This window comes from Mycobacterium sp. (genome assembly GCF_052145595.1).
GTDB lineage: Bacteria > Actinomycetota > Actinomycetes > Mycobacteriales > Mycobacteriaceae > Mycobacterium.
Map to the genome: position 1 here is coordinate 1 of NZ_JBKQOI010000337.1, position 24,494 is coordinate 24,494.

The 24,494-nt window shown below is 64.4% G+C and carries 19 protein-coding genes, 2 tRNA genes and 1 pseudogene; 11 read left to right on the top strand and 11 right to left on the bottom strand.

The genetic code is table 11. The features are described 5' to 3' along the window. Positions 1-565: 565 nt before the first annotated feature. The gene (locus tag ACLP4W_RS27990) at positions 566-940 is read right to left on the bottom strand and encodes a pyridoxamine 5'-phosphate oxidase family protein (protein ID WP_442390612.1); all 375 of its coding nucleotides are present in this window, start codon (positions 938-940) and stop codon (positions 566-568) included. A 572-nt stretch (positions 941-1,512) separates the two neighbouring features. Next, complete coding sequence (locus tag ACLP4W_RS27995; protein WP_442390613.1) at positions 1,513-1,989, bottom strand: PE family protein; 477 nt, start codon at positions 1,987-1,989, stop codon at positions 1,513-1,515. A 326-nt stretch (positions 1,990-2,315) separates the two neighbouring features. Between ACLP4W_RS27995 and ACLP4W_RS28000 the strand changes: the two are divergent. Both ACLP4W_RS28000 and ACLP4W_RS28005 read left to right on the top strand, forming a co-directional pair. Beyond that, positions 2,316-3,597: pseudogene (locus tag ACLP4W_RS28000) on the top strand (PE family protein). Between the two features lie 380 nt (positions 3,598-3,977). After that, positions 3,978-4,562, top strand: coding sequence for a hypothetical protein (locus ACLP4W_RS28005; protein WP_442390614.1), 585 nt, complete (start codon positions 3,978-3,980; stop codon positions 4,560-4,562). Between the two features lie 201 nt (positions 4,563-4,763). On the opposite strand, the gene ACLP4W_RS28010 is transcribed toward ACLP4W_RS28005, so the two are convergent. The 9 genes from ACLP4W_RS28010 to dnaA all read right to left on the bottom strand — a co-directional run bounded on the left by ACLP4W_RS28010 (position 4,764) and on the right by dnaA (position 17,278). Then, positions 4,764-4,836: transfer RNA gene (locus tag ACLP4W_RS28010), tRNA-Ala, on the bottom strand. 151 nt (positions 4,837-4,987) lie between these two features. Continuing rightward, positions 4,988-5,061: transfer RNA gene (locus ACLP4W_RS28015), tRNA-Ile, on the bottom strand. Positions 5,062-5,132: 71 nt separating this feature from the next. Further along, positions 5,133-6,053 carry a DUF3566 domain-containing protein gene (locus tag ACLP4W_RS28020; RefSeq protein ID WP_442390615.1) on the bottom strand — a complete coding sequence of 307 codons (921 nt, stop codon included), beginning with the start codon at positions 6,051-6,053 and terminating at the stop codon, positions 5,133-5,135. Between the two features lie 140 nt (positions 6,054-6,193). After that, positions 6,194-9,973 carry an intein-containing DNA gyrase subunit A gene (gene gyrA, locus ACLP4W_RS28025; RefSeq protein ID WP_442390616.1) on the bottom strand — a complete coding sequence of 1,260 codons (3,780 nt, stop codon included), beginning with the start codon at positions 9,971-9,973 and terminating at the stop codon, positions 6,194-6,196. A gap of 40 nt (positions 9,974-10,013) precedes the next feature. Continuing rightward, positions 10,014-12,041: a DNA topoisomerase (ATP-hydrolyzing) subunit B gene (gene gyrB, locus ACLP4W_RS28030; RefSeq protein ID WP_442390617.1), complete on the bottom strand. Its 2,028-nt coding sequence runs from the start codon at positions 12,039-12,041 to the stop codon at positions 10,014-10,016. Between the two features lie 254 nt (positions 12,042-12,295). Continuing rightward, a complete protein-coding gene (locus tag ACLP4W_RS28035) occupies positions 12,296-12,853 on the bottom strand; it encodes a DUF721 family protein (protein ID WP_442390618.1) in 558 nt (185 codons plus the stop codon). Beyond that, positions 12,850-14,010 (bottom strand): DNA replication/repair protein RecF, encoded by a 1,161-nt coding sequence (gene recF, locus ACLP4W_RS28040; protein ID WP_442390619.1) that lies wholly within the window; start codon positions 14,008-14,010, stop codon positions 12,850-12,852. Before recF ends, ACLP4W_RS28035 begins: the two co-directional genes overlap by 4 nt. After that, positions 14,011-15,210, bottom strand: a complete 1,200-nt coding sequence (gene dnaN, locus ACLP4W_RS28045) for a DNA polymerase III subunit beta (protein ID WP_442390620.1) — start codon at positions 15,208-15,210, stop codon at positions 14,011-14,013. A 532-nt stretch (positions 15,211-15,742) separates the two neighbouring features. Then, the gene (dnaA, locus tag ACLP4W_RS28050; protein WP_442390621.1) at positions 15,743-17,278 is read right to left on the bottom strand and encodes a chromosomal replication initiator protein DnaA; all 1,536 of its coding nucleotides are present in this window, start codon (positions 17,276-17,278) and stop codon (positions 15,743-15,745) included. Between the two features lie 614 nt (positions 17,279-17,892). Between dnaA and rpmH the strand changes: the two genes are divergently transcribed. The 9 genes from rpmH (at position 17,893) to ACLP4W_RS28095 (ending at position 24,492) form a co-directional block, all read left to right on the top strand. Continuing rightward, positions 17,893-18,036 (top strand): 50S ribosomal protein L34, encoded by a 144-nt coding sequence (rpmH, locus tag ACLP4W_RS28055; RefSeq protein ID WP_085163128.1) that lies wholly within the window; start codon positions 17,893-17,895, stop codon positions 18,034-18,036. Between the two features lie 22 nt (positions 18,037-18,058). Then, the gene (rnpA, locus tag ACLP4W_RS28060; protein ID WP_442390622.1) at positions 18,059-18,421 is read left to right on the top strand and encodes a ribonuclease P protein component; all 363 of its coding nucleotides are present in this window, start codon (positions 18,059-18,061) and stop codon (positions 18,419-18,421) included. A 26-nt stretch (positions 18,422-18,447) separates the two neighbouring features. Continuing rightward, the gene (yidD, locus tag ACLP4W_RS28065) at positions 18,448-18,777 is read left to right on the top strand and encodes a membrane protein insertion efficiency factor YidD (protein WP_442390632.1); all 330 of its coding nucleotides are present in this window, start codon (positions 18,448-18,450) and stop codon (positions 18,775-18,777) included. Then, positions 18,761-19,912, top strand: a complete 1,152-nt coding sequence (gene yidC, locus ACLP4W_RS28070) for a membrane protein insertase YidC (RefSeq protein ID WP_442390623.1) — start codon at positions 18,761-18,763, stop codon at positions 19,910-19,912. The genes yidD and yidC overlap by 17 nt, the downstream gene beginning before the upstream one ends. 85 nt (positions 19,913-19,997) lie before the next feature. Then, positions 19,998-20,591: a Jag family protein gene (locus ACLP4W_RS28075; protein ID WP_442390624.1), complete on the top strand. Its 594-nt coding sequence runs from the start codon at positions 19,998-20,000 to the stop codon at positions 20,589-20,591. A 107-nt stretch (positions 20,592-20,698) separates the two neighbouring features. Continuing rightward, positions 20,699-21,442 (top strand): 16S rRNA (guanine(527)-N(7))-methyltransferase RsmG, encoded by a 744-nt coding sequence (gene rsmG / locus ACLP4W_RS28080; protein WP_442390633.1) that lies wholly within the window; start codon positions 20,699-20,701, stop codon positions 21,440-21,442. After that, positions 21,439-22,470, top strand: coding sequence for a ParA family protein (locus ACLP4W_RS28085; RefSeq protein ID WP_442390625.1), 1,032 nt, complete (start codon positions 21,439-21,441; stop codon positions 22,468-22,470). Before rsmG ends, ACLP4W_RS28085 begins: the two co-directional genes overlap by 4 nt. Before the next feature lie 24 nt (positions 22,471-22,494). After that, positions 22,495-23,478 carry a ParB/RepB/Spo0J family partition protein gene (locus tag ACLP4W_RS28090; RefSeq protein ID WP_442390626.1) on the top strand — a complete coding sequence of 328 codons (984 nt, stop codon included), beginning with the start codon at positions 22,495-22,497 and terminating at the stop codon, positions 23,476-23,478. A 276-nt stretch (positions 23,479-23,754) separates the two neighbouring features. Then, the gene (locus ACLP4W_RS28095; RefSeq protein WP_442390627.1) at positions 23,755-24,492 is read left to right on the top strand and encodes an acetyltransferase; all 738 of its coding nucleotides are present in this window, start codon (positions 23,755-23,757) and stop codon (positions 24,490-24,492) included. Positions 24,493-24,494: the final 2 nt, after the last annotated feature.

Consider the following 24,494-nt stretch of genomic DNA (forward strand, 5'->3'; position numbering starts at 1 on the left):
GGAAACGGAGCGCGGATCTGACCGCTAGCCCCTAGCGGCCGGCACAGCGCCGAACGCAGCAAGGCATGCGGCGTGACCAGCTGCCTAGGTAGTTACTAACTGGAAGCATTCGAGTTCCACCGAGGCGAGCAGTGTAGCTCGGTCCCGGCACCATTGGGAACCGGATGCGGCGCTCAGCGCCGAAGTTTGCCGTAGGTGCGGCCGTCAGATCGACGCCGCCGGTAACGATGTCCCCGTGATGCACGCATGCGGGCACGACTGTGCCGTTCATCGGTTTCCGATGTGAATTGTCGGTATTCCGCCAGAGCCTTGTCTGCCAGATCGGCATCCGGTATCCGAAGAACTTGTGATCCTCGCTGTCGTAAACCAGTGGGCCACGAAGGCAACAGACGAAGAACCATTAGCCCGACGACAAGCCCTTGAGGCACGTCAATGCCGGGCTTCACTAGATGCCTGGGTAAATCACTACATGGAGACACCCAGGCACACAGAAAGAAGGACGCCAGCACCACGGCCGGAAACGTTGTAGGTGGCGGCGCGCGCCTGTGGCGTGGCCTGGCCGGGTTCACCTCTTGCTGGCGGTGATGCGGAATCCGGTGACGAAGTCGGGCTCGATGACAAGAACAGTGTCTGCGCGATTCACCCACGGATGCAGCAGTCGTTCATAGCGCGAGACCTGGCCAGGATCGTTGACACGGTGCGCCCAGCCGGTAGCGACAACGCTCCAACCGGACTGGCTCTGAGAGTCGAAATCGTCTGCTTCGTAGGCGACCACCACACCAGAGTCGGCGGAGGTGACGACAGTGGAGATTGCTGTGGTCAGTCGGGTGCGGATGATGATTCGGCCTTCGTCGATCAGATGGTTAACCGGGCGGATGGCCGGCAGTGCGTTCAGGGTGAATACCACCCGGCCATAGTCAACGCTGGCTAACAGCCGCATTGCCTCGGCGTGACTCAACTTCTGCCTGTGATTGGCGGGTTGCGCTAGGCCAAGACCGCCGTCATAGTTCCGATCAAGCACATCATCCCTGCGCTCTCCGTGGCCTTACGCTTCACGCGTTCGCGACGCATTTTCTGCCACCTAACACTTGCTGAGCACCGCGGATGAACGTAGTGCCAAAGGCCCCTACATCGGGTGACAACAGGCACCGATAGCGGACGGCGTCGTCGATTGGCGACCGGAATCGTCGGTCCTCCGACATAGTGAAGTGCCACCGGCGGCTGGTCGGGTGAAGCTGGGGAGTACGCACACGAGTGGCAACTGCGACCGAGGGGTACATCGAGAACGTGGGGAACCTGAAAAAACGCTCCCCCCGAAATCGGGGTGAACCGGGCCGCGCTGATCCGGTGGAAACCTGCGGGGGCTTACCGGGGCCGGGATGAGTGCGCGGGAAACCGGGATCGAGCGCGGGGCGACGCCAGCAAACTTTAACCTGCGACCATGAGAGATGGCGGGCAACTCGCCCCGCCTACCACCCGACACAGGCGTCTTCACCTTCGCCAACCGCTGACCTACAAGAGCGGGTAACCGCCGAATTCGTTTGAAATTTCCATAAATCCCAATGCGTAAAGCAGCAGGGCGGGATACACGAAGGGCGCTAATAAAGCGTCTTCGTAGGGCCCCGGAGTGAGTAACGAGGTCGGATTGGCGAGCGCAGTGCTGACAACCCTCTCCTCTAAGGGGATCGTGAACTGCAAATCCGCGGCGATGAAGGCCTCGATGGCAGCATACGTGACCGCAGCCGCGTTCAAGGTTTGCACAAACTGCTCCTCAAACGCCGCCACCTGGGCCGCCATCGCCTGATAGTCCTGGCCGAATTGGGAGAACAGTTGCGCGATACTTGCCGACACCTCATCGGCGGCGGCGGGCAGCACCGCGACGGTCGGGGCGGCCGCTACCATGTGCGCCGCGCTGAGGTTCGAGCCAATGGTTGCCACATCTGTTGCCGCCGCCGTCATCATCTCCGGCGCCGCGATCACATACGACATCTCTGTGTCCTCCCACCCGCTCGGTAGAGAAACCATCGGCCAGGCAAAAGTATCGCGCGAACTTGTCAGGTCTGCCGCGAGTAGTCACCTACTCCATTAACGGGTTTTCTCCGGGGCGCCGTCGGGAGAGTGGGTGTCGGCGGCGCCCCGATCAACTATTCAGCCGCGGATTAGGGCGATCCGGTTGCAAAGCAGGTGGTTCTGTGCAAGACCCGGTATCGGTTGCCCCTAAAAGCGATACGATTTGCTTCTTCATGTAGACCGATGCTGGCCAGGCGATTTGGGTCGCGATGACGCATCGGTCATGACGTGGTGGGAGGTGTCCCATGTCGTTTGTGATCGCGGCGCCGGAGTTCGTGTCGGCGGCGGCAACGGATCTGGCGAATATCGGGTCGACAATCAACACGGCCAACGCGGCCGCGGCGGCCCCCGACGACGGGGGTGCTGGCCGCGGCTGAGGATGAGGTGTCGGCGGCCATTGCGGCGGTGTTCTCCGCCCACGGTGAGGGCTTTCAGGCACTCGGTGCGCAGGCGGCTGCGTTTCATGAGCAGTTTGTGCAGGCGTTGACCGCGGGTGCGGGATCCTATGTCAGCGCGGAGGCCGCCAATGTTGCGGCGTTTACGGCCAATCCGGCGCAGACGGTACAGCAGGATCTGCTCAGCCTGGTCAATGGGCCCTTCCTGGCGCTGACCGGGCGGCCACTGATCGGCAACGGCGCCAACGGGGCGCCGGGCACCGGGGCAAACGGCGGGGCCGGCGGGTGGCTGTTCGGCAACGGCGGGGCCGGCGGGTCCGGCGCAAGCTCAACGACCGTGGCCGGTGGCAACGGCGGCAACGGCGGGGCCGCCGGGCTGTTCGGTGTCGGCGGTGCTGGCGGAACTGGCGGGTACGGCGGCACCACCGGAGGCAACGGCGGGCAGGGTGGGGCCGGCGGTCTAATGTATGGCCACGGCGGTCTCGGCGGCGCTGGCGGCGCCGGCAACAACGACATCGGCGGGGCCGGCGGGGCCGGCGGCAACGCCGGCTTGTTGTCCTTCTCCGCCGGCGGGGTCGGCGGTGCCGGCGGTGAGGGCTTCGAGACCACAGGCGGGGGCGGCGGGGCCGGCGGCAACGCTGGCCTGCTGTTCGGTACCGGCGGGGCCGGCGGCGCAGGCGGCGTTGGCGATGTCGGCAACGGCGGGGCAGGCGGGACCGGCGGCAAGGCCGGCATGCTGTTCGGTACCGGCGGGGCCGGCGGCTCCGGCGGGTTCAGTCTCAACTTGGCCACCGGCGGGGCCGGCGGGGCAGGCGGCAACGCCGGCCTACTCGTTGGCAACGGCGGTGACGGCGGCTCCGGCGGGCTCGGCGGCGTCACTAGTAGCGGCGGTAACGGCGGTCAAGGCGGCGCGGCTGGGCTGATCAGCGGCAACGGCGGTGGCGGCGGCTCCGGCGGAGACGCCCCTGGTACCGGCGGCAACGGCGGTCACGGCGGCAATGGCGGGCTGATCACCGGCAACGGCGGGAACGGCGGCAACGCCGGGCTTGGTACGCCGGAGGGCACCGCGGGTACCGGGGGAACCGGCAGCCTGCTCCTCCTCGGCGCACCCGGGAATAACGGGATGACATAGCCCGCGGCGTCGATGGGGGTGGCGCCTATCACCGATCGGTGATGATGATCGCCAGTTGAGCCCCGATGATCCAGGTCTTGTTGTTCTCATCGAGGTTGTGGGCCACGCGTACCGGCAGTGGTGTGTTGGTGTTGTCCATGGCCACTCCCAACGTTTGAAGTGTTCTTCGACAAGTCGCTACCAAGATGGGGCGATGATCTTCTGCCGTGTCGGCAGGCGGGTGATTCGTCTACTTCCCCGTTAGTGTTCCGCTTGCAGCGAGCGCCCGGCCCGACGGGGCGTTTCCCCCGGAGAACGGCCCAACCGATCACACCGGCCCGGCCGCGTTCACGGCCCTACGGCAAGCACCGCGGCCGTTCCACGTGTGCCACACTTTGCCAATGTGCGTCTTGCGCATCGAACACCGGCTCGCCGACCTCGACACGTGGCTGCAGGACTTCGCCAACCGCGCGCCCGCACGGGAGCAGGCTGGCGTCACCGCGGTACAGGTTTTTCAATCCAAGGACGATCCGCACTACATCGTGGAAAATCTCTTCTTCGACACAGACGATGCCGCCAACAATTTCCGGACGTTCCTGCGCGAGCAGGTGTGGTCATCGGCGTCGTGGCTGGCAAGCGATCCGAGAGCGGTCATCTTTCATGAGCTGAAAAACGCTGAGGTTACCGCCGTTGCGGTGTCGCGGTCGACGGCTGCGCGTATCGAGCGGACGCCGTGGCGCATCGAACATCGATCCGGATCCATGTACGAACTATGGAATGACAGCGCCACCCCAAAGTTCTATGTGGAGATAACGGGCGAGGGTGTGCGATACGCGAGGACCACGCCACGGATTGACGGCCACAGCTCGACGAGTTTCCAGGGACTGGACGCCATGGATGCCGGTACCCAGGTCGACGTTACCTGGCACCGACGACAAGATCAGTCGGACAAGCCTCGTCGCTGGACCGGGAAAACGCCCGCCTAAGCCATGAACCCCACCCGGTTGGCTGGGTCGGTGAGAACGGTGGCTGCTCAAAAACGGTCTTCGATGATCCGGTGTCATTTTCGGCCAACCTATACGGGAAAAATTTGCATTGGGGGGCGGAGTGTGCCCAAAATATGCCCACGCAGCTGCGGGTGGTGCGCTAGCTACCCGGCCCTGAGCCGTTGACCTGCGATTATGCTGTGGAGCCTAGGGGAATCGAACCCCTGACACCTGCCTTGCAAAGGCAGTGCTCTACCAACTGAGCTAAGGCCCCTCATCGGGTCCAGGTGGTCGACCGGGTGGATCAGCCACCGCCACGTGCCACACCTCGACCTCGCGTCGTGACCGCACCACCGCTGCCACCGCAGCGATCACTGCCAGTGGCAATGCAAGCCTCACGCAACGTCTTGACGGACACATGGTTGTGGGCCTAGGAGGACTCGAACCTCCGACCTCTTCGTTATCAGCGAAGCGCTCTAACCGCCTGAGCTATAGGCCCGCACTCGCGTACGGCCGAGCGACGAGATTACCGCACTCGCCGGCCCACCCCCAAAAACGCGTGGATCCGCGCTAGTCGCGGTCTGCGAGGGTCACTTCGATGCCACCGATCAGATCGGTGGCCAGGTTGTAGACAAACGCGGCGATGGTCGCCATCGCGGTCAGCAGGACGATGTTGACCAAGCCGATCAGGACAGCGCCACCGAAGATGGTGCCGCTGGATACCAGTTCCCCGCTGCTGCCGCTGGTGTTGTTCAACAGATCACCGACGTTGCTGTTCAGCTTGGCCCACACCCCCATGCCACCAAGCACGAGGTAAAGGAACGCCACCGCGATCATCCAGACGAAGAACAGCGCCACCGAGAGCAACAGGGACACCTTCAAGGTGCTCCACGGATCGATCCGGCGGATCTGCATGCTGGCCCGAACCGGGCCACGGGTTCGTCGCGACACCTGAACATGGTTTTCGCGGGCTTCCCGACCTTCGCGGTTTTCCCGGCTTTCTCGGCTTTCGGTGGTCGCCGAACGGCCCGATCCCAATGGGCTTGAAGTCTCCGAACCGCGGTCGGCCGCGGTTTTACGCTGCGGAGGCCGCGGGTTCGGGCCGGAAAGGTCGGGCAACTCGCTGGCGTAGGCCTCAGCGGGCGGGCCGTCGCGGCGCGCCGGTACAGCGTCGAAGCCGGGCGGCGCGTTCTTCGACTGCCCGGGTGCGTCGGGCCTCGGTGCGGCGGCCCCGGAGACGACGCGGTTCGGCCGGGCGTCAGCGCCGGCGGGCGGGCCCGGTGGCCGCGTCTCGGCATGTGGTTCGGCCTGGCGCGGCGATGACTGCGGCGACCGGGCGGCACCGCGCTGCCACGGTGGCGCATCCCCGGCATCCTGAACGCGGCTGGCCTGGGTGGGCGTCACGCGGTGTGTACCGGCACGCTCGACCGAACCATCCCCATTAAGGCCGTCGCCCTTATCGGGGGCGCCCGGCTCGTTCGGTGAGGTCACCCCGACTCCTTACATCTCCTACCATGGCCGCCTGCGCCGTGGCAGTCGCACTATGCCTGGTCGGGTTGAGTCTATTGCCCGGCTCCTGCCCGAACCGCTTGGAGGACCGCTGCTTGGTCCGCATCGTCACCGGGCTGAGTCTAATTGCCCGGCTCCTCCTCGCTACCGTCATCTTCCCCTATGGCTTCCTCATCGGTTTCTTCGGCGTTGCGTGCGATGGCCAGCAGTGTGTCGCCTTCACCCAGGTTCATCAAGCGAACGCCCTTGGTCTGCCGTCCGGCCTTACGCACCTGGCGCGCCGCCGTGCGGATTACGCCGCCCACGGAGGTGATCGCGTACAGCTCGCTGTCCTCGTCGACGATCAGCGCCCCAACCAGCCTGCCGCGCCGGCGGTCGTACATGACGGTCAGGACTCCCTTGCCGCCGCGGCCCTGCACCGGATACTCCTCGATCGCGGTGCGTTTCGCGTAGCCCCCGGACGTGGCGACCAGCAGGTAAGTGCCTTCCCGAACGACGTTGAGCGACAACAGGTAGTCATCGGCGTTGAACCGCATGCCCTGCACGCCGGAGGTGGCCCGGCCCATGGGGCGCAGCGCCTCGTCGGTCGCCGAGAACCGGATGGACTGACCGTTGGCCGAGACCAGTAGCAGATCGTCCTCGGCCGAGCACAACACCGCACCGACCAGCTCGTCGTTGTCGCGCAGGTTGATGGCCACGATTCCGCCCGAGCGGTTGGAATCGAAGTCGGTCAGCTTGGTCTTCTTGACCAGGCCGTTGCGGGTGGCCAGCACCAGGTACGGGGCATCCTCGTAGCCGCGGATCTGGATGACCTGGGCGATGCGCTCCTCGGGCTGGAAGGCAAGCAGGTTGGCCACGTGCTGACCGCGCGCAATCCGGGAAGCCTCCGGCAACTCGTAGGCCTTGGCTCGATACACCCGGCCCTGCGTGGTGAAGAACAGGATCCAGTCGTGCGTCGAGCACACAAAGAAGTGGCGCACGATGTCGTCTTGCTTTAGCCCGGCGCCCTGTACGCCCTTGCCGCCACGTTTCTGGCTGCGGTACAGATCGGTCTTGGTGCGCTTGGCGTATCCGGTTTCGGTGATCGTGACGACGACGTCCTCGCGGGCGATCAGGTCCTCATCGCTGACGTCACCGTCGGCCGCGACGATGCGGGTGCGACGGTCGTCGCCATGCTTCTCGACGATCTCGCCGAGTTCGTCGCGCACCATGCCGCGCTGGCGCTCGGGCTTGGCCAGGATGTCTTCCAGGTCGGCGATCTCGGCCTCGATCTTGGCGAGATCGTCGATGATGCGCTGGCGCTCCAGGGCCGCCAACCGCCGCAACTGCATGTCCAAGATCGCCTGGGCCTGGATCTCGTCGACGTCGAGCAGCTCGATCAGTCCGGCCCGGGCGATGTCGACTGTTTCCGACGCCCGGATCAGGGCGATGACCTCGTCCAGCGCGTCGAGCGCTTTGACCAGACCGCGCAGAATATGGGCGCGTTCGTTGGCCTTGCGCAACCGGTACGTCGTGCGGCGGACGATGACATCCAATTGGTGCGCGACATAGTGACGGATCATCTGGTCGAGCCGCAGGGTGCGCGGCACCCCATCGACGATCGCCAGCATGTTCGCGCCGAAACTGGTCTGCAGCTGGGTGTGCTTGTAGAGATTGTTGAGCACCACCTTGGCCACCGCGTCGCGCTTCAGCTCGATGACGATGCGAACGCCGACGCGGTCGCTGCCCTGGTCTTCGACGTTGGCGATCCCGGTGAGCCTGCCGTCGCGAACCTGCTCGGCGATCGAGGTGATGAAGTTGTCGTGGTTGACCTGATACGGCAACTCGGTGATCACCAAAGACGTTCTGCCCCTAGATTCTTCGACTTCCACCACGCCGCGCATCCGGATCGACCCACGGCCGGTCTTATAGGCGTCGCCAATACCTTGCGCGCCGACAATCAATCCGGCAGTCGGGAAGTCGGGACCCTTGACGCGTTCGCAGACGGCGGTCAGGGTGGCCTCCTCGTCGGCCTCGTGGTTTTCCAGGCACCAGAACACGGCCGCGGCGAGCTCGCGGAGGTTGTGCGGTGGGATGTTGGTCGCCATGCCGACCGCGATGCCGCCCGAACCGTTGGCCAGCAGATTGGGGAACCGGCTGGGCAGCACCGTCGGTTCCTGCACCCGGCCGTCATAGTTCGGTATGAAATCGACTGTTTCCTCATCGATTTCGCGCAACATCTCCATCGCCAGCGGGGTCAGTCGCGCTTCCGTGTTGTGGCTGACGAACCCGTTGGTCACAAATGCGTGGTCCTCGGTGTCAACGCGCAGGCTGTATACCGGCCGCACGCCGGCTTCGGTCACGGAGGCCACGCGGGCATAGTAGAAGCGCCCATCCGTGAGATCGGTCGCGATCGCCCGGACGTCGGGATCGGCGATGTGCGCCAAGATCTCCGCGCCACGGGCCCGCCAGCGCTGGATGCGATCGACGTTGTGGCGATTGAGCCAGTCGCGGTCGGTCCACGAGCCGCCGGCGTGCTTCCGGATGAACGTCGCCAGCCCGGGGACGTGATCCTTGTCCATGCCGGCGCATGCGGGCATGGAAGCCAGGATCTTTGTCAGCTTGGTCTGTTTGGCTCCACCGAAACCGACTTGTGTCGTGAACATTTCGGCTTGGGCGCGATTGGTGATGACGACCTTGTGCTCGCCGACCGCGTGCAGATACCGCCGGGATACGACACCGAACTCCAGCAGCATCTGCTGGACATCAACGGCCAACTGCCTGCTGCGCGTTGAGTAAGAGATCTGAATCGTGTTGCGCGGGAGAGCAGAACATGATCCATCGCCTTCGAAAAGTGCCTGTAGGAACGCGCGTTTGACGGCGGCGGGGGACTGCCATAGCCAGTCCGGGATCACCTTGTCCGCGGACCGCTGCCCGCGCAACTCGCCGAGTCGTGTCTTCTTCAGCGCGGTGAGGTTCTGAATATCGAGCTCATGCAGCGTCGAGCCCGAGGCGATCGTTCGAGACGATACGTAGCGCCGGCCTCCGACAACGGCGTCATATGCGCCGACGACCATGTTGAAGTAGTCGCGGTCGAGGTTATTGAATCCTGCCCGCGCCTCCGATACGAAACCCTCGCTCAGGAACGCGCCCAACAGGAGCGCCTCCATCACTGCGTGCCACTCGGCGGGGCCGAACTCCGTTGGGGGAGTGCGTTGCAGGACGACATGGTCGTCGGGGCGGATTTCTTCGATCAGCTTCCACAACAGTGTTGGCACGCCGCCAACATCGACCACGCACAGCAACGGGTGGTTCGACGTGCCGGTGACTTCGTAGCCTTCGGCCGTGTGCACGGTGTAGGTCTGATGCTCGCCCGAATGGAACAGGCGATCGGCCACGACCGGGTTGCCGTGCCGATCCAAGACCTTCAGTTCGATGGCATTATCCGAATTCGGTCGGGCGCCCGGAACGACATCGCCGATGCGCACCGACTGCCCAAATGGCAACCCCACCAACGCATCCCCGGTGACACAGTAGCGCATGGCCGCCGGTGGGTCGTTGCCCGGCGAGCCGAAGTTGCCCTGCCCGTCGACGAGCGGGTAACGCAACGACCACGGCTGCGCCATGCGCACCAACGTGTCGTAGATCGACGCGTCGCCGTGCGGATGGTAGTTGCCCATCGTCTCGGCGACCGACCGGGCCGACTTGGCGTGGCTGCGGTCCGGGCGAAAGCCGGAGTCGTACATCGCGTAGAGCACCCGGCGATGCACCGGCTTGAGGCCGTCGCGTACCTCCGGCAGCGCGCGGCCCACGATCACGCTCATCGCGTAGTCGATGTAGCTGCGCTGCATCTCCTGCTGAATGTCGACCGGCTCGATCCGGTCACCGGCCTCGTCGCCAGGCGGCAGCGTGGTGTCAGTCATCTATTCCTCGTTTGCGTCGGGATGCGCGGTGTCTGACGCATCAGACATCCAGGAAGCGAACGTCCTTGGCATTGCGGGTGATAAAGCTTCGGCGCGCGTCGACATCCTCGCCCATCAGGATGGAGAACAACTCATCGGCGGCCGCCGCGTCGTCCAGGGTGACTTGACGCAACACCCGCACGGACGGGTCCATCGTGGTTTCCCACAACTCCTTGGCGTCCATTTCGCCAAGACCCTTGTAGCGCTGGATGCCGTCCTCTTTGTTGATCTTCTTGCCGGCCTTCTGACCCGCCTCCAACAGGCCATCGCGCTCGCGGTCGGAGTAGGCGAACTCGGGATCGCTGCGCTGCCACTTCAGCTTGTACAGCGGCGGCTGAGCCAAGAACACGTGCCCGTTCTCGATCAGCGGTCGCATGAATCGGAACAACAGCGTCAACAGCAGTGTCGAAATGTGCTGCCCGTCAACGTCGGCGTCGGCCATCAGCACGATCTTGTGGTAGCGCAGCTTAGTGATATCGAACTCGTCGTGGATGCCGGTGCCCAGGGCGGTGATGATCGCCTGGACTTCGGTGTTCTTCAACACCCGGTCGATTCGTGCCTTTTCGACGTTGATGATCTTGCCGCGCAACGGAAGGATCGCCTGAAACATCGAATCCCGCCCGCTTTTGGCCGAGCCTCCCGCCGAATCACCCTCCACTACATAGAGTTCGGACTTACGCGGGTCGGTGGAACGGCAGTCGGCAAGTTTGCCTGGCAGCCCACCGAGATCGGTTGCGCTTTTGCGCCGCACCAGTTCTCGGGCCTTGCGTGCCGCGATCCGGGCCTGTGCCGACGAAACCGCCTTGTTCACAACCACTTTCGCGTCAGCGGGGTTGGCTTCGAACCAGTGCGTGAGCTGTTCGTTGCAGACCTTCTGCACGAACGACTTGACCTCGGTGTTGCCCAACTTGGTCTTGGTCTGGCCTTCGAACTGCGGCTCGCTGACCTTCACGGAGATCACCGCTGCCAGGCCTTCCCGGATGTCATCGCCGGTGAGGTTGGCGTCCTTTTCCTTGAGGAGTTTTCGGTCCTTGGCGTACTTGTTCACCACCGAGGTCAAGGCGCTGCGAAAGCCCTCTTCATGGGTGCCGCCCTCATGGGTGTTGATCGTGTTGGCGAAGGTGTGCACCGACTCCGAATAGCCGGCGTTCCACTGCATCGCGATCTCGACCTCGTGACCGGGTCCCTTGCCGGAGAAATCCACGATGCTGCTGTGGATAGGACTCTTGGTGCGGTTGATGTGTTTGACGAAGTCGACCAGCCCGCCCGAGTAGTGGAAAGTACGGCGCTTGACCTTGTGCGGCGCAGCGGATTCGGCGGCTTTCTCGCTGGCTGACTTAGGTGCCTCGGCGACGTCGCTGACCACTTCGTCGACGACCTCGTCCTGGGTCACTCGCTCGTCGGTCAGGTTGATGGTCAACCCCTTGTTAAGGAACGCCATCTCCTGTAACCGGCGAGCGACGGTTTCGAAGTCGTACTCGGTGGTTTCGAAGATGTTCGGGTCGGCCCAGAACCGCACCGTGGAACCGGTCTTCTTGGTCGCGGCCCCTTTCTGCAGGCCTACCGGCTCCGACTGCTTATAGGACTGCGTCCACTCAAAGCCGTCACGCTTGATTTCAACCTCGAGCCGGCTGGACAGCGCGTTGACCACCGACACACCGACGCCGTGCAGGCCACCCGAGATCGCGTACGCGTCGGAGTCGAACTTGCCGCCGGCGTGCAGCTGGGTCATCACGACATCGACGGTGGGTATCCCCGACGCGTGCATGGCCACCGGGATGCCACGGCCGTCGTCGGCGACTTCGACCCCGCCGTCCTCGAGTAGCACCGCGTTGACGGTGCTGGCGTAGCCGGCCATCGCCTCGTCCACCGCGTTGTCGACCACCTCCCAGACGAGGTGGTGCAGACCCCGCTCACCGGTGGAGCCGATATACATCCCGGGGCGTTTGCGGACGGCCTCCAGCCCTTCGAGAATGGTGATCGATGCAGCGCCGTATTCGTCTTGGGCCTTCTTCTTCTGGGCAGCCACGGTCGGAATGCTCTCCTTGGGGTTTCATGCGAGCGGTCCGGTCACCGCAGCAGTCGCACAGTCCCACTCTACCGTCATCGAGGGTCGGCACCGTTTCTCTGGGCGCGTTTCTACCCAGCTGATCGCGCCGTGCGGGCGATTTCTTTATTCCCGGTGCGTCCCGACGTGCATTAAGGGCGTCCGTTTCGTCCTGGTGGCTCTGAGGCGCCTGTTCATCAACGCCGCACTGGGGATGATTTCGGCCACTGGGCGCCTCACCCGTAGGTGTCGCGCGGTCCTCTGCCGGCGATGTGTCGGGGCCCCTTGCGCCAGGATGGGGCGACGGGTCCGGTGATTTTGAGCGAGGTCACCACGCCGTTGCCGACCGCCGCGGCGATCTTGGCCAAGAGTTGCGCCTGCATCATCCGTAACTGCGTGGCCCAGGCCGTCGATTCGGCTGCCACACTGAGCACGCCCTCGTTCAGCGCGATCGGGGACGCATGCTCGGCGATCTGCTGACCCACCACCGACGGCCAGTGACCGAGCACCATCCCCTGCGCGACGTGCATGGACCACCCTCGTTTGTTCGCCAAATCGCGCGCCAACCTACCCAGCGGTTGCGGATCACGAACGTCGGGTCCAGGCCCCGACCAGCTTCGTCGCTGTCCCGCAACACGGCGTGGGGCGGCCGGCGCCGCCCGCCCGCGACCCGCGTCCTTTCCCTGCGCGCGCGCGGCGGCACGAGCCTCCTCGAGAGTGCGCCTCACCAAGTCAATGCCCGTCGGCTCACTCGGTGCTTGTTCCGGGCCTTTCCCTTGATCGGTCCCGGTCACGACTGCACCACCACCGACACCCGGCCCGAGTCGTCGTCACGCAAATCGATATGCACCCGCCTGGCATCCCAGTCCGCCGGAATGTCTTCCAGCACCGCCGCGGTCACCAGGACCTGCTCCGCCGATTCCGCTACCGCCGCCAACGCTCGACGGCGCGCGACGTCGAGCTCGGCGAACACATCGTCCAGCAACAGCACCGGCTCGCTACCATCGGTCCGCAACAACTCGTAGGCCGCCAACCGCAACGCCACCGCAAAAGACCACGATTCACCATGGCTGGCAAAACCTTTCGCGGGTTGATCGCCGAGCCGCAATTCGAGGTCGTCTCGATGCGGCCCGACCAGACACATCCCACGTTCCAGTTCCGCATCCCGCCGTGCCGACAGGGCAGCCAACAGGGCCGCCTCCAGAAATTCGCGGTCGCTGCCCTCGAAGTCTTCCGCGTTCTCGACGCCCAGGCTGGCGCGATAGCCGATCGACGCCGGGCGTGATCCGGGCGCCAGCAGCTGATAGGCCTTTTCCACCTCCGGAGCCAACTCGTTCACCAGATCGATGCGGGCGGCCATCAATTCGGCACCGTGCTTGGCCAGGCGGCCGTCCCAGACGTCGAGGGTGTCCAGGGCACTCGCGTCGCCGCGGTATCGGGCTCCCGGCGCAGATTTCAACAGCGCCGTGCGCTGGCGCAAGACTTTGTCGTAATCGGCGCGCACACCCGCAACCGCCGGCCGCCGCACCGTCGCCAGATCATCAAGGTAGCGGCGCCGGTCCGCGGGATCTCCACGCACCAACGCCAAGTCTTCAGGGGCGAAGAGCACCGCGCGCAGTACCCCGACCACCTCGCGTGTGCTGCGCACCGGTGAACGATTCAACCGCGCCTTGTTCGACCGCCCCGCTGCGATCTCCAGGTCGACCGCACATTCCCTGCTCTCGTTGACGACGATCGTCGAAATCACCGCACGGTTGGTGCCCGCTCGGATCAACGGCAGATCGGTCCCGACCCGATGCGAAGCCAAGATGGTCGAATACCACAGCGCCTCAACTAAATTCGTCTTCCCGAAACCATTGGGACCAACGAACACCGTCCGGCCCGGCTGCAATTCGAGGTCGGCGTGTGCCCAGGACCGGAAGTCACGCAGTCCCAAATGCCGGACGTACACCTACCCGGGTAACCGAACTGGCATCAACAGATACACGTAGTCCGTCGGTAGCGCGGGAAAAGGTCCACTGCCGCTCGGTTGGCTGTCATCACCCAACGCGGGACGCAGCAACGCCGGCTTACCCGGAGTCGTGAAGCCGAACGACACCCGATCCGAATGGACCGATGCGAGTCCGTCGGTCAGATATGTCGGGTTGAACGCGATGGTCAGTGGTTCGCCGACGAAATCCACGGCAAGGTCCTCTTCGGCTCGCCCGACGTCGTCGGCGCCCGCCGAAAGGCGCAACATGCCGTCGGCGAATTCCATCCGCACTTGCGCGCCCCGATCGGCAACCAAGGCAACCAGCTTGATCGCTTCGGTCAACTCCGCCACGTCAATCGTCGCCGCCGCCGTGTGCTCGGCCGGCAGCAACTGGCGAAACTTCGGGAACTCCGCGTCTAGCAATCGGGTGGTGCTGCGCTTGCCGCTGCCGCTGATACCAAGCAACCCCTCTTTTCCGACCCCAGTCCCCGCGCCCAGCGACAAGCAAACGTCAGACCCGTCGGCACCGGCCTTGGCGGCCTCGGCCAGTGTCTTGGCCGGTACGAGTACGGCGGCTTCGATATCGGGCGACGTCGCCGACCAAGTCAGCTCGCGAACTGCCAGGCGGAATCTGTCAGTCGCGGCCAAAACCACCCTTTCACCTGAGATTTCGACGCGAATCCCGGTCAACATGGGCAACGTGTCGTCGCGGCCGGCCGCAATCGCCACCTGACCGATCGCCTCGGCGAACAGATCCGCCGGCAAGGTGCCGGTCTCTTCCGGCAACACAGGCAGCGTCGGGTAATCCTCGACCGGCATCGTCGGCAACGAAAATCTGGCACTTCCGCAGGTCAACGCGACCCGATTTCCATCCACATGGAAGTCGACGGGCTTGTTGGGCAACGCGCGAGTGATGTCGGACAACAACCTTCCAGACACCAAAACACTTCCAGGAGAAGCTATTTCAGCCGCAACCTGGGCCTCCGCGGAAACCTCGTAATCGAATCCCGAGATCGTCAGGCCGTCCTCCGAGCCCGACAACAAAACTCCGGAAAGTACCGGCACTGCGGGCCTGGTCGGTAGATTCTTGGCCACCCATGACACCGCATCGGCGAAAGACTCTCGCACCAGCCGAAACTTCAAGTCGGTGAGGCCAGCTCTTGTCGTCGCCGCGTCCATAGCGTCCCCTCACCTACTGTCCGAAACCAAGTACCTAGCCTCACCCCGCAAGCACGGGGCCCCGCGACGAACGCCGATGACGCGTAATGCGCCACGGCGCCGCAACGACAGTCGAAGAACAACCGTAGATCGTCTGAAGCCAACTTGAAAGCTACTCGTAAAGGGCGACAAGCGGGGAGAACGCGAGCGTCATGAGGCCGGCGCGCCGCGTGTCCCCAACCCTGTACTTCAAAGAAGAAACTACGAAGACACCTCAGTAACAGTATTAAGGGCTGTGCATTCTGGGGACGCGTTGGCCTCGGTCCAGCTAGGGGAGGGATCGGGTTGTGGATGACGTCGTTGACAACCGTGTGCCCCGTGTTGGGCCGCTGGGGATGAACGACGGATGTGCACCGAAGGCGGGTTAGTGCGGCTCTGTTTCGTTGCTTTGTGCACAGAGCCCCGCACAGCAGCTCGGTGTGGCTGGTGTGACGGGAGAGTGAGAAGTTTTTTGAAAAAAATTTGCGTCGCAGACGGTTTTTGTCGCCCGAAGTCAGCGCTTGGACCGTTGACGGATGCGAGTGGTGAGTTCTTTGACGTGATCGAACACCTCACGCCGTTCGGCCATCTCGGAAAGTATCTTTCGCTGGGCGTACATGACGGTGGTGTGGTCACGGCCGAACGCCTGGCCGATCTTGGGTAACGACAGGTCGGTGAGTTCACGGCACAGATACATCGCGATTTGTCGAGACTGAGCCAGCGCCCGGGTCTTGCCCGGGCCGCGCAGCTCTTCAACGGTGGTGTCGAAGTACTCGGCGGTGGCGGCCATGATCGTCGCCGCGCTGATTTGCATGGTGCTGGGGTCCGCGATGAGGTCGCGAAGCACAATCTCCGCCAGTGCCTTGTCGATCGGGGCCTTGTTCAACGACGCAAACGCGGTGACCCGGATCAGCGCCCCTTCCAGCTCGCGGATGTTGCGTTCGATGCTGCTGGCGATGAGTTCGAGGACGTCATCGGGGACCGCGAGCCGTTCCATCTGTGCTTTCTTGCGCAGGATGGCGATGCGGGTCTCCAGTTCCGGGGGCTGCACGTCGGTGATCAGTCCCCATTCGAACCGTGTCCTTAGCCGGTCTTCGAGGGTGGCGAGCTGTTTGGGCGGGCGGTCCGAGGAGATGACGATCTGCTTGTTGGCGTTATGCAATGTGTTGAAGGTGTGGAAGAACTCTTCCTGGATGCCTTCTTTGCCCTCGATGAACTGGATGTCATCGACCAGCAGCACGTCGACGTCGCGATAACTGCGCTTGAAGGCGACCTTGCGGTCGTCGCGGAGCGAGTTGATGAAGTCGTTGGTGAATTCCTCCGTGGAGACGTACTTGACCCGCATGCCGGGGAACAGTCGTTGCGCGTAGTTGCCGGCGGCATGCAACAGATGGGTCTTACCGAGACCGGACTCACCCCAGATGAAGAGGGGGTTGTAAGCGCGAGCCGGTGCTTCGGCGATCGCCAGGGCCGCGGCATGCGCGAACCGATTCGAGGCCCCGATGACGAACGTGTCGAAGGTGTAGCGGCGGTTGAGGCTGGTTCCGCCGGCGACGGCCGGATCGACGGAGTGCGGACGTTCGGTGAAATAGTTGGGCCAACTCTGCTCAGCATCGCCGACGGCTTCACCGTTTTCGTAAGTCTCATCGGTGTCGAGCGCGGAATCGTCAACCTGGACCAGGGCGTCGGATTCGGAGAAGGTCTCCGCCGCTGCCAAGGCGGCTTCGTCGACGTCGTCGCCGGGCGGAGCGATGCGCACCCCGAGTTGGATCTGCTGCCCGAGCCTGCGGCTGAGTGCATCGGTGATCGGGGTGCGGAGATGCCGCTCGATCTCGTTTTGAACAAAGCTGCTCGGCACGGACAGCAGAGCAAACCCCTCGACGATTGTGAGGGGCTGGACGAGATTCAGCCACGCCCTTTGCTGCGGGGTAAGCGGTGCGGCAAGGGCCGTGCGGTTGGCGGACATGCCATCCGTGGTGGGTTCGCCGACGAGTTCGGAAACGACCGCATTCCATACTGTCGTGAAACCTGAACCGGGGTCATCGGTCAACGACGTATCTCCCTGGTTCTCGAACGTCCCGGGGTCGAAGTGCAACCAAGCTTGGCGACAAAGCAACTGTCCACATAGTTATACACAGGTGTGGACAGGATGATCGTAAGCGAACCGCAGCCCACCGGCGACGGCTCGTGATCTCCGTGCTGGTGACAACCCGTACGGGCCGCCTAGACAGCTAGTCGATCCGCCATCCTCGCTTCGTCGTCGAGCGCCGTCCCACCGTGAAACGGCATTGCCCGAAGCTAACAGTTTTCCGTGCGGCTGCCAACCGTTCTGCTGCATTCCAATCGCGTTCTTTAGGCTTCTTTGGGGTGTGCTTGTTGTCCGCCACCGTTGTGGTGCCGCAACGGCGTCGGTGAGAGTGGACGTTTTCGCCAATGTTTGGGCCCGTTGGGGCGGACTAAGTTTGACCCAGGGAAGGCTCGTCAGTACCCTCATACAGTCGCCCGAAACCGGCGATGCGGCTGCGACCCAGGAAGACATGCCTGGGGACCGCGCCGGCCAGCAGCAAGACCCACCTCCGACCGACTCGCAGACGGACGCAGTCGACAAGCGTGCGCGGCCGGATGGCTCGAATACTTTGAGCCAGACACAACGAGGAGAACGCCGTGGCCAAGGGCAAGCGGACCTTCCAGCCGAATAACCGGCGCCGAGCCCGCGTGCATGGCTTCCGCTTGCGGATGCGTACGCGTGCCGGGCGCTCGATCGTGTCCAACCGGCGCCGCAAGGGCCGTCGCGCGCTGACCGCCTGATCGCAGCGTCGGGTTTTCGGCGGTGCTTCCCGCACGTAACCGCTTGAGGCGGTCAACGGAGTTTGGTGCGACGGTGAAATACGGGATGCGCACTGTACAGCCCGACGTCATCGTTCACGTTCGGCGTGGGAGCGATCGGGACGACGGCAAGGGTCCACGCGTCGGGCTGATCATCGCCAAGCCGGTCGGTTCAGCGGTCGAACGTCACCGCGTTGCGCGCCGGCTCCGCCATGTCGCCCGAACCATGCTGGGCGATCTGCATCAAGGCGACCGGGTCGTGATCCGGGCGTTACCCAGCAGCCGGCAGGTGTCGTCGGCCCGGTTGGAGCAACAACTGCGGCGCGGCTTGCGACGTGCTTTCGAATCGGCGGGAACGGACCGGTGAATCTATCGGCGCGGCTGCGCGGGGCAATGAGCGGGGCGGGAAGAGCCACCGTGCGCGGACTGGTGTTCCTGATCCAGCTATACCGGCACATGGTGTCGCCACTGCGCCCGGCGACGTGTCGCTTCGTTCCCACTTGTAGCCAGTACGCCGTCGATGCTTTCACCGAGTACGGCTTGGTCAGGGGAAGCTGGTTGTCGGCAACCAGGCTCGCCAGGTGTGGACCATGGCGTCGGGGAGGATGGGATCCGATACCGGAGCGAACTGGACGCCGGGCCAACTTCGAGGACGTCGGATCCGGAACCAAGCAAGCTCGGGGTCCCGCGGTGCAGCAACGGGAGAGTGAGACTTTTGTTTGATTTCTTCAGCCTCGACATCATCTACTACCCGGTGTCGTGGATTATGTGGGTTTGGTACAAGCTGTTCGGGTCCATGCTGGGGCCGTCCAACTTCTTCGCGTGGGCCCTGTCGGTGATGTTCCTGGTGTTCACCCTGCGTGCCTTGCTGTACAAGCCGTTTGTGCGCCAGATCCGCACCACCCGGCAGATGCAAGAACTGCAGCCACAGATTAAGGCGCTGCAAAAGAAGTACGGCAAGGATCGTCAGCGCATGGCGCTCGAGATGCAGAAGTTACAGCGCGAGCACGGCTTCAATCCGATCCTGGGCTGCCTACCGATGCTGGCCCAGATCCCGGTGTTCCTGGGCCTGTATCACGTCTTGCGGTCGTTCAACCGCACCACCGGGGGCTTCGGTCAGCCGCATCTGTCGGTGGCACAGAACCGCATGACCGGAAACTATATGTTCAGCCCGGCCGACGTCGGCCACTTCCTGGACGCCAACCTGTTCGGCGCGCCGATCGGCGCGTTTATGACGCAGCGGACCGGGCTGGACGCGTTCACCTACTTCAGTCGGCCCGCCGTGATCGCGGTGGGTGCACCGGTGATGATCCTGGCCGGGATTGCGACGTACTTCAACAGCCGGGCATCGGTGGCCCGGCAGAGCCCGGAAGCGGCGGCTAATCCGCAGACGGCGATGATGAACAAAATGGCGCTCTACGTGTTTCCGCTCGGCGTGGTCGTCGGTGGCCCGTTCCTTCCGCTCGCGATCATCCTGTACTGGTTCTCGAACAACATTTGGACATTCGCGCAGCAGCACTACGTGTTCGGGATGATCGAAAAAGAAGAAGAGGCCAAGAGGCAAGAAGCAATCGAACGCCGCGCGGCGAACGCGCCGGCACCGGGGGCCAAACCGAGGCGAAGCTCCAAGACCGCACCGCTAAGCGGGAACGGCTCGCCGAAGGCAAGCGACGGGGACACCGAGTCCGGATCCGTGTCGGGTCCGCCGAAAACGGGCTCCGATGCCACCGATGGTCGTGGGGCGGAAGCGAACACGGGAAAGGTCGAACCGGAGAAGCCCAGTACGGCCGGACCCAACAACAATCCGAGCAACCGGACCCCGCGCCCTGGGGCGCGGCCGAAGAGGCGCAAACGCTGACGAGGGCGCCAACGACTTCATGGGGCCGCCTCGGGCGAGTGACCCCGACAGGACAGGGGCCCCTGGATGAGGGAGAGAGAAAGACATGACCGACGCCAACACCACAGAGCGCGATTTCGATGCCGAACTTGACACGCCAGTGTCGGTCCAGGACGCGCCCGACGACGCGGCGACAGCGGATGCCGGCGGTGAAGAAGCCGAAGCAACCGAGGACCTCGAGGAGCGATTGGTCGCCGAGGGGGAGATCGCCGGCGACTATCTCGAAGAGCTGTTGGATCTGTTGGACTTCGACGGCGACATCGATCTGGACGTCGAGGGCAACCGCGCCGTCGTGAGCATCGACGGCAGCGACGACTTGAACAAGTTGGTCGGGCGCGGGGGTGAAGTGCTCGATGCCCTGCAGGAGCTCACCCGCCTGGCGGTGCACCAGAAGACCGGTGTGCGGAGTCGGTTGATGCTCGACGTTGCGAGTTGGCGACGGCGGCGCCGCGAGGAATTGGCCACGCTCGGCGAGAAGGTAGCGCGCCGGGTGCTCGGCTCCGGCGAGCGCGAAGCGCTCTCCCCGATGACACCGTTCGAGCGCAAGATCGTCCACGATGCCGTGGCGACGGTGCCGGGAGTACACAGCGAAAGCGAAGGTGTGGAGCCGGCACGACGGGTAGTCGTCCTGCTCGACTGATCCGGGGCCGAGTCACAACTGTGTAATTCGCGCGGAGTCCAGAGCACAAAGCAGCTTCGAAGGCCACAGACGACCGAGGGATGTTTCACGTGAAACAAGACCAGACGATGTTTCACGTGAAACATGGCGCCCCGGCGGCGCAGGCGACGGAACCCGCCGCGTCGGGCGATTCGGTCGCTGGCTCGGTCACCGAGGCCCCGGCTGCGATCTTCGGGGCGCGGCTTGATCTTGCGCAACGGTACGCGGAGTTACTTGCCGGAGCCGGCGTGGAGCGTGGGCTCCTGGGGCCGCGAGAGATCGATCGAATTTGGGACCGGCATCTGCTCAACAGTGCGGTGGTGGGCGAGCTTCTCGATGCGGGTGAGCGGGTGGTGGACATCGGCAGCGGGGCGGGCTTGCCGGGGATACCGTTAGCGATCGCCCGGCCCGATCTCGAGATCGTATTGCTCGAACCATTGCTCCGCCGAAACCAGTTTCTCACCGAGGTCGTGGCCGAACTAGGGTTGGCCATCGAGGTGGTTCGTGGCCGTGCGGAGGATCGTTGGGTGCGCGATCGGTTCGGAGGCAGGGACGCCGCGGTGTCGCGAGCCGTCGCCGCTCTGGACAAGTTGGTGAAGTGGAGTATGCCGTTGCTACGGCCGGGCGGGCGAATGGTCGCAATCAAGGGAGAGCGTGCTGCTGATGAAGTGGAAGCGCACCGGCGTGTGATGGCGGAATCGGGCGCTGTTGATGTCAGGGTGGTCACATGTGGCGCGAACTATTTGCGTCCGCCCGCGACCGTGGTGTTAGCGCGGCGAGGAAAGCAATCGCGGCGCAGGCCGGCTCGAATGGCAAACGGGGGGACGAGATGAGTTCTCCAGAAGACCGGTCCGCGGGTTCCAGTCCTTCTACGCCGGGCTTCGGGCAGGCGCAGACCCCGGCCGCGGCGCCCGTCGTACCGCAGGACCGGCAGCAGGAGAGGGCGTTGCCGGTGGACTCGGCGGACGCAGCGCCGGGACATGTTTCACGTGAAACATCCGAGGAAGAATTTGACACCCCGATCGGCGCCGCCGCGGAGCGCGCCATGCGGATCCTGCATACCACCTACCCACCGCTGCGCCGCCCGCGCCACCGCCGGGTTTTCACCATCGCGAACCAGAAGGGCGGCGTGGGCAAAACCACGACCGCGGTCAACCTCGCCGCCGCGCTTGCGGTGCAAGGAATCAAGACGCTCGTCATCGACCTCGATCCCCAGGGCAACGCGAGCACGGCGCTCGGTATCACCGACCGGCAGGCGGGGACACCCTCCTCGTACGAGGTACTCCTCGGCGAGGTCTCGTTGCGGGACGCGATACGACTCAGCCCCCACAGCGAGCGGCTGTCCTGCGTGCCGGCGACAATCGATCTGGCCGGCGCCGAGATCGAGTTGGTAAGTATGGTGGCGCGCGAGAACCGGTTGCGTACCGCTTTGGCTCAGCTCGACGACTTCGATTTCGACTACGTCTTCGTCGACTGCCCACCGTCGCTTGGACTGCTGACCATCAACGCGCTCGTCGCCGCACCGGAGGTGATGATCCCGATTCAGTGCGAGTACTACGCGCTCGAGGGTGTGTCACAACTGATGCGCAACATCGAGATGGTCAAGGCGCACCTCAATCCGAAGCTCGAGGTGACCACCGTGATCCTCACCATGTACGACGGGCGGACCAAGCTCGCCGACCAGGTGGCCGAAGAGGTACGCCGGTACTTCGGAACCAAGGTGCTGCGCACGGTAATTCCGCGCAGCGTCAAGGTGTCGGAGGCACCCGGCTACAGCATGACGATCATCGACTACGACCCCGGTTCGCGCGGGGCGATGAGCTACCTCGACGCGAGCCGCGAACTCGCCGAGCGTGATTGACCACCATTCCGTGAAGGGACGAGCATGACGCAGCCATTACGCAAGAAGGGCGGCCTTGGCCGGGGCCTGGCTTCGCTGATCCCGACCGGTCCCGCGGACGGCGACTCGGGACCGGCGACGCTGGGCCCACGGATGGGGGATGCGGCTGCCGACGTCCTGATCGGGGGGCCGACGCAGAATGTCGCCGCGGTGGGCGCGGTGTATCGCGAGATCGCACCGGCCGATATCGAACGCAATCCACGGCAGCCACGGCAGGTGTTCGACGAGGAGGCGCTGTCGGAACTGGTGCACTCCATTCGCGAATTCGGCCTCCTGCAGCCCATCGTGGTTCGGGCGGTGACCGGATCGCAGAGCGGCGCTCGGTACCAGATCGTAATGGGGGAGCGACGCTGGCGGGCGGCCCAAGAGGCCGGCCTGGCCACCATCCCGGCCATCGTGCGCGAGACCGGCGACGACAATCTGCTGCGCGACGCGTTGCTCGAGAACATCCATCGGGTACAGCTGAACCCGTTGGAAGAGGCGGCCGCCTACCAGCAGCTGCTCGACGAGTTCGGTGTCACCCACGACCAACTGGCGTCCCGCATCGGCCGCTCGCGGCCGCTGATCACCAATATGATTCGGCTGCTGAAGCTGCCGATCGCGGTGCAGCGGCGGGTGGCGGCGGGTGTCCTGTCGGCTGGTCATGCCCGCGCGCTGCTGTCCCTGGAGGCCGGACCCGAGGCGCAGGAGGAGCTGGCCGGCCGGATCGTCGCGGAGGGTCTGTCGGTGCGAGCCACCGAGGAGGCGGTCACTCTGGCCAACCGCGGTGACGTGGCCACGCCGGCACCCCAGCGGCGCAAGCCGATCCAGATGCCCGGCCTGCAAGACGTTGCCGACCGGCTGTCGAACGTCTTCGACACGCGGGTGACGGTCAGTCTTGGCAAACGCAAGGGGAGGATCGTGGTGGAGTTCGGTTCGGTGGATGACCTCCGGCGGATCGTCGACGTCATGACCCCTCCCAAGGCATGAGCACGCATAACGTGTAATTACGTCACTGTGACACTGCACCGGTTTCGGCGGCGAATCGACCCGCCCGAAGCACCACACTCGGGCGGAGTTGCCATGTGTGTCAAACCATTTCGGCGTTCAGCCGGTCACTGCCGTGGTGCGCGGGGCACTTGGCCCCGGCGGATCGAGTGGCGGGGCGAAGACTGGCCCGATGACGACAACCTCTCCTATTCTGGAGTGGCTGCGGGTGGCCCCATAATTTAATGGCTCCCGCACCGCACGAAAGCCAGGAGGCTAGTGTCTGCCCGAATCACGCCGCTGCGGCTCGAGGCGTTCGAGCAGCTTCCCAAGCATGCGCGCCGCTGCGTCTTCTGGGAGGTCGATCCCGCGACCCTCGGGGACCAGGGCCGCCTCGCCGACCCCGAATTCGAAAAGGAAGCGTGGTTGTCGATGGTGATGCTGGAGTGGGGCTCATGCGGCCAGGTCGCCACCGCGGTCCCGCACGACGAGCGCAGCCACACCGAACCGCCTTGCCTGGGGTATGTCCTCTACGCGCCGCCGGGAGCGGTGCCGCGGGCGCAGCGATTTCCCACCGCGCCGGTGTCGGCGGACGCGGTGCTGCTGACGTCGATGGGCATCGAACCCGGGCCAGCCGCCGACGATCTGCCGCACGGGCTCATCGCCCGGGTGATTGACGAATTGGTCCGCCGCGGAGTCCGAGCGCTGGAAGCCTTCGGCCGCACCCCGGCGACTTCGGAGTTGCAGGATCCGCAGGCGGTGGAACCCGACGTCCGACCGGTGCTGGAGGCTCTCGGCGACTGCTCGGTTGAGCACTGCGTCATCGACGCTGAGTTCTTGAAGGACGTGGGTTTCGTTGTGGTGGCGCCACATCCGTACTTCCCCCGACTGCGGCTCGAGCTGGACAAGGGTCTTGGGTGGAAGGCCGAGGTCGAGGCGGCGTTGGAGCGTCTGCTGGCGAACGCTCAGCTGCAACAGCCGGTCGGGGCGGGATCTACGGCCGCAAATACCTTGTAGAT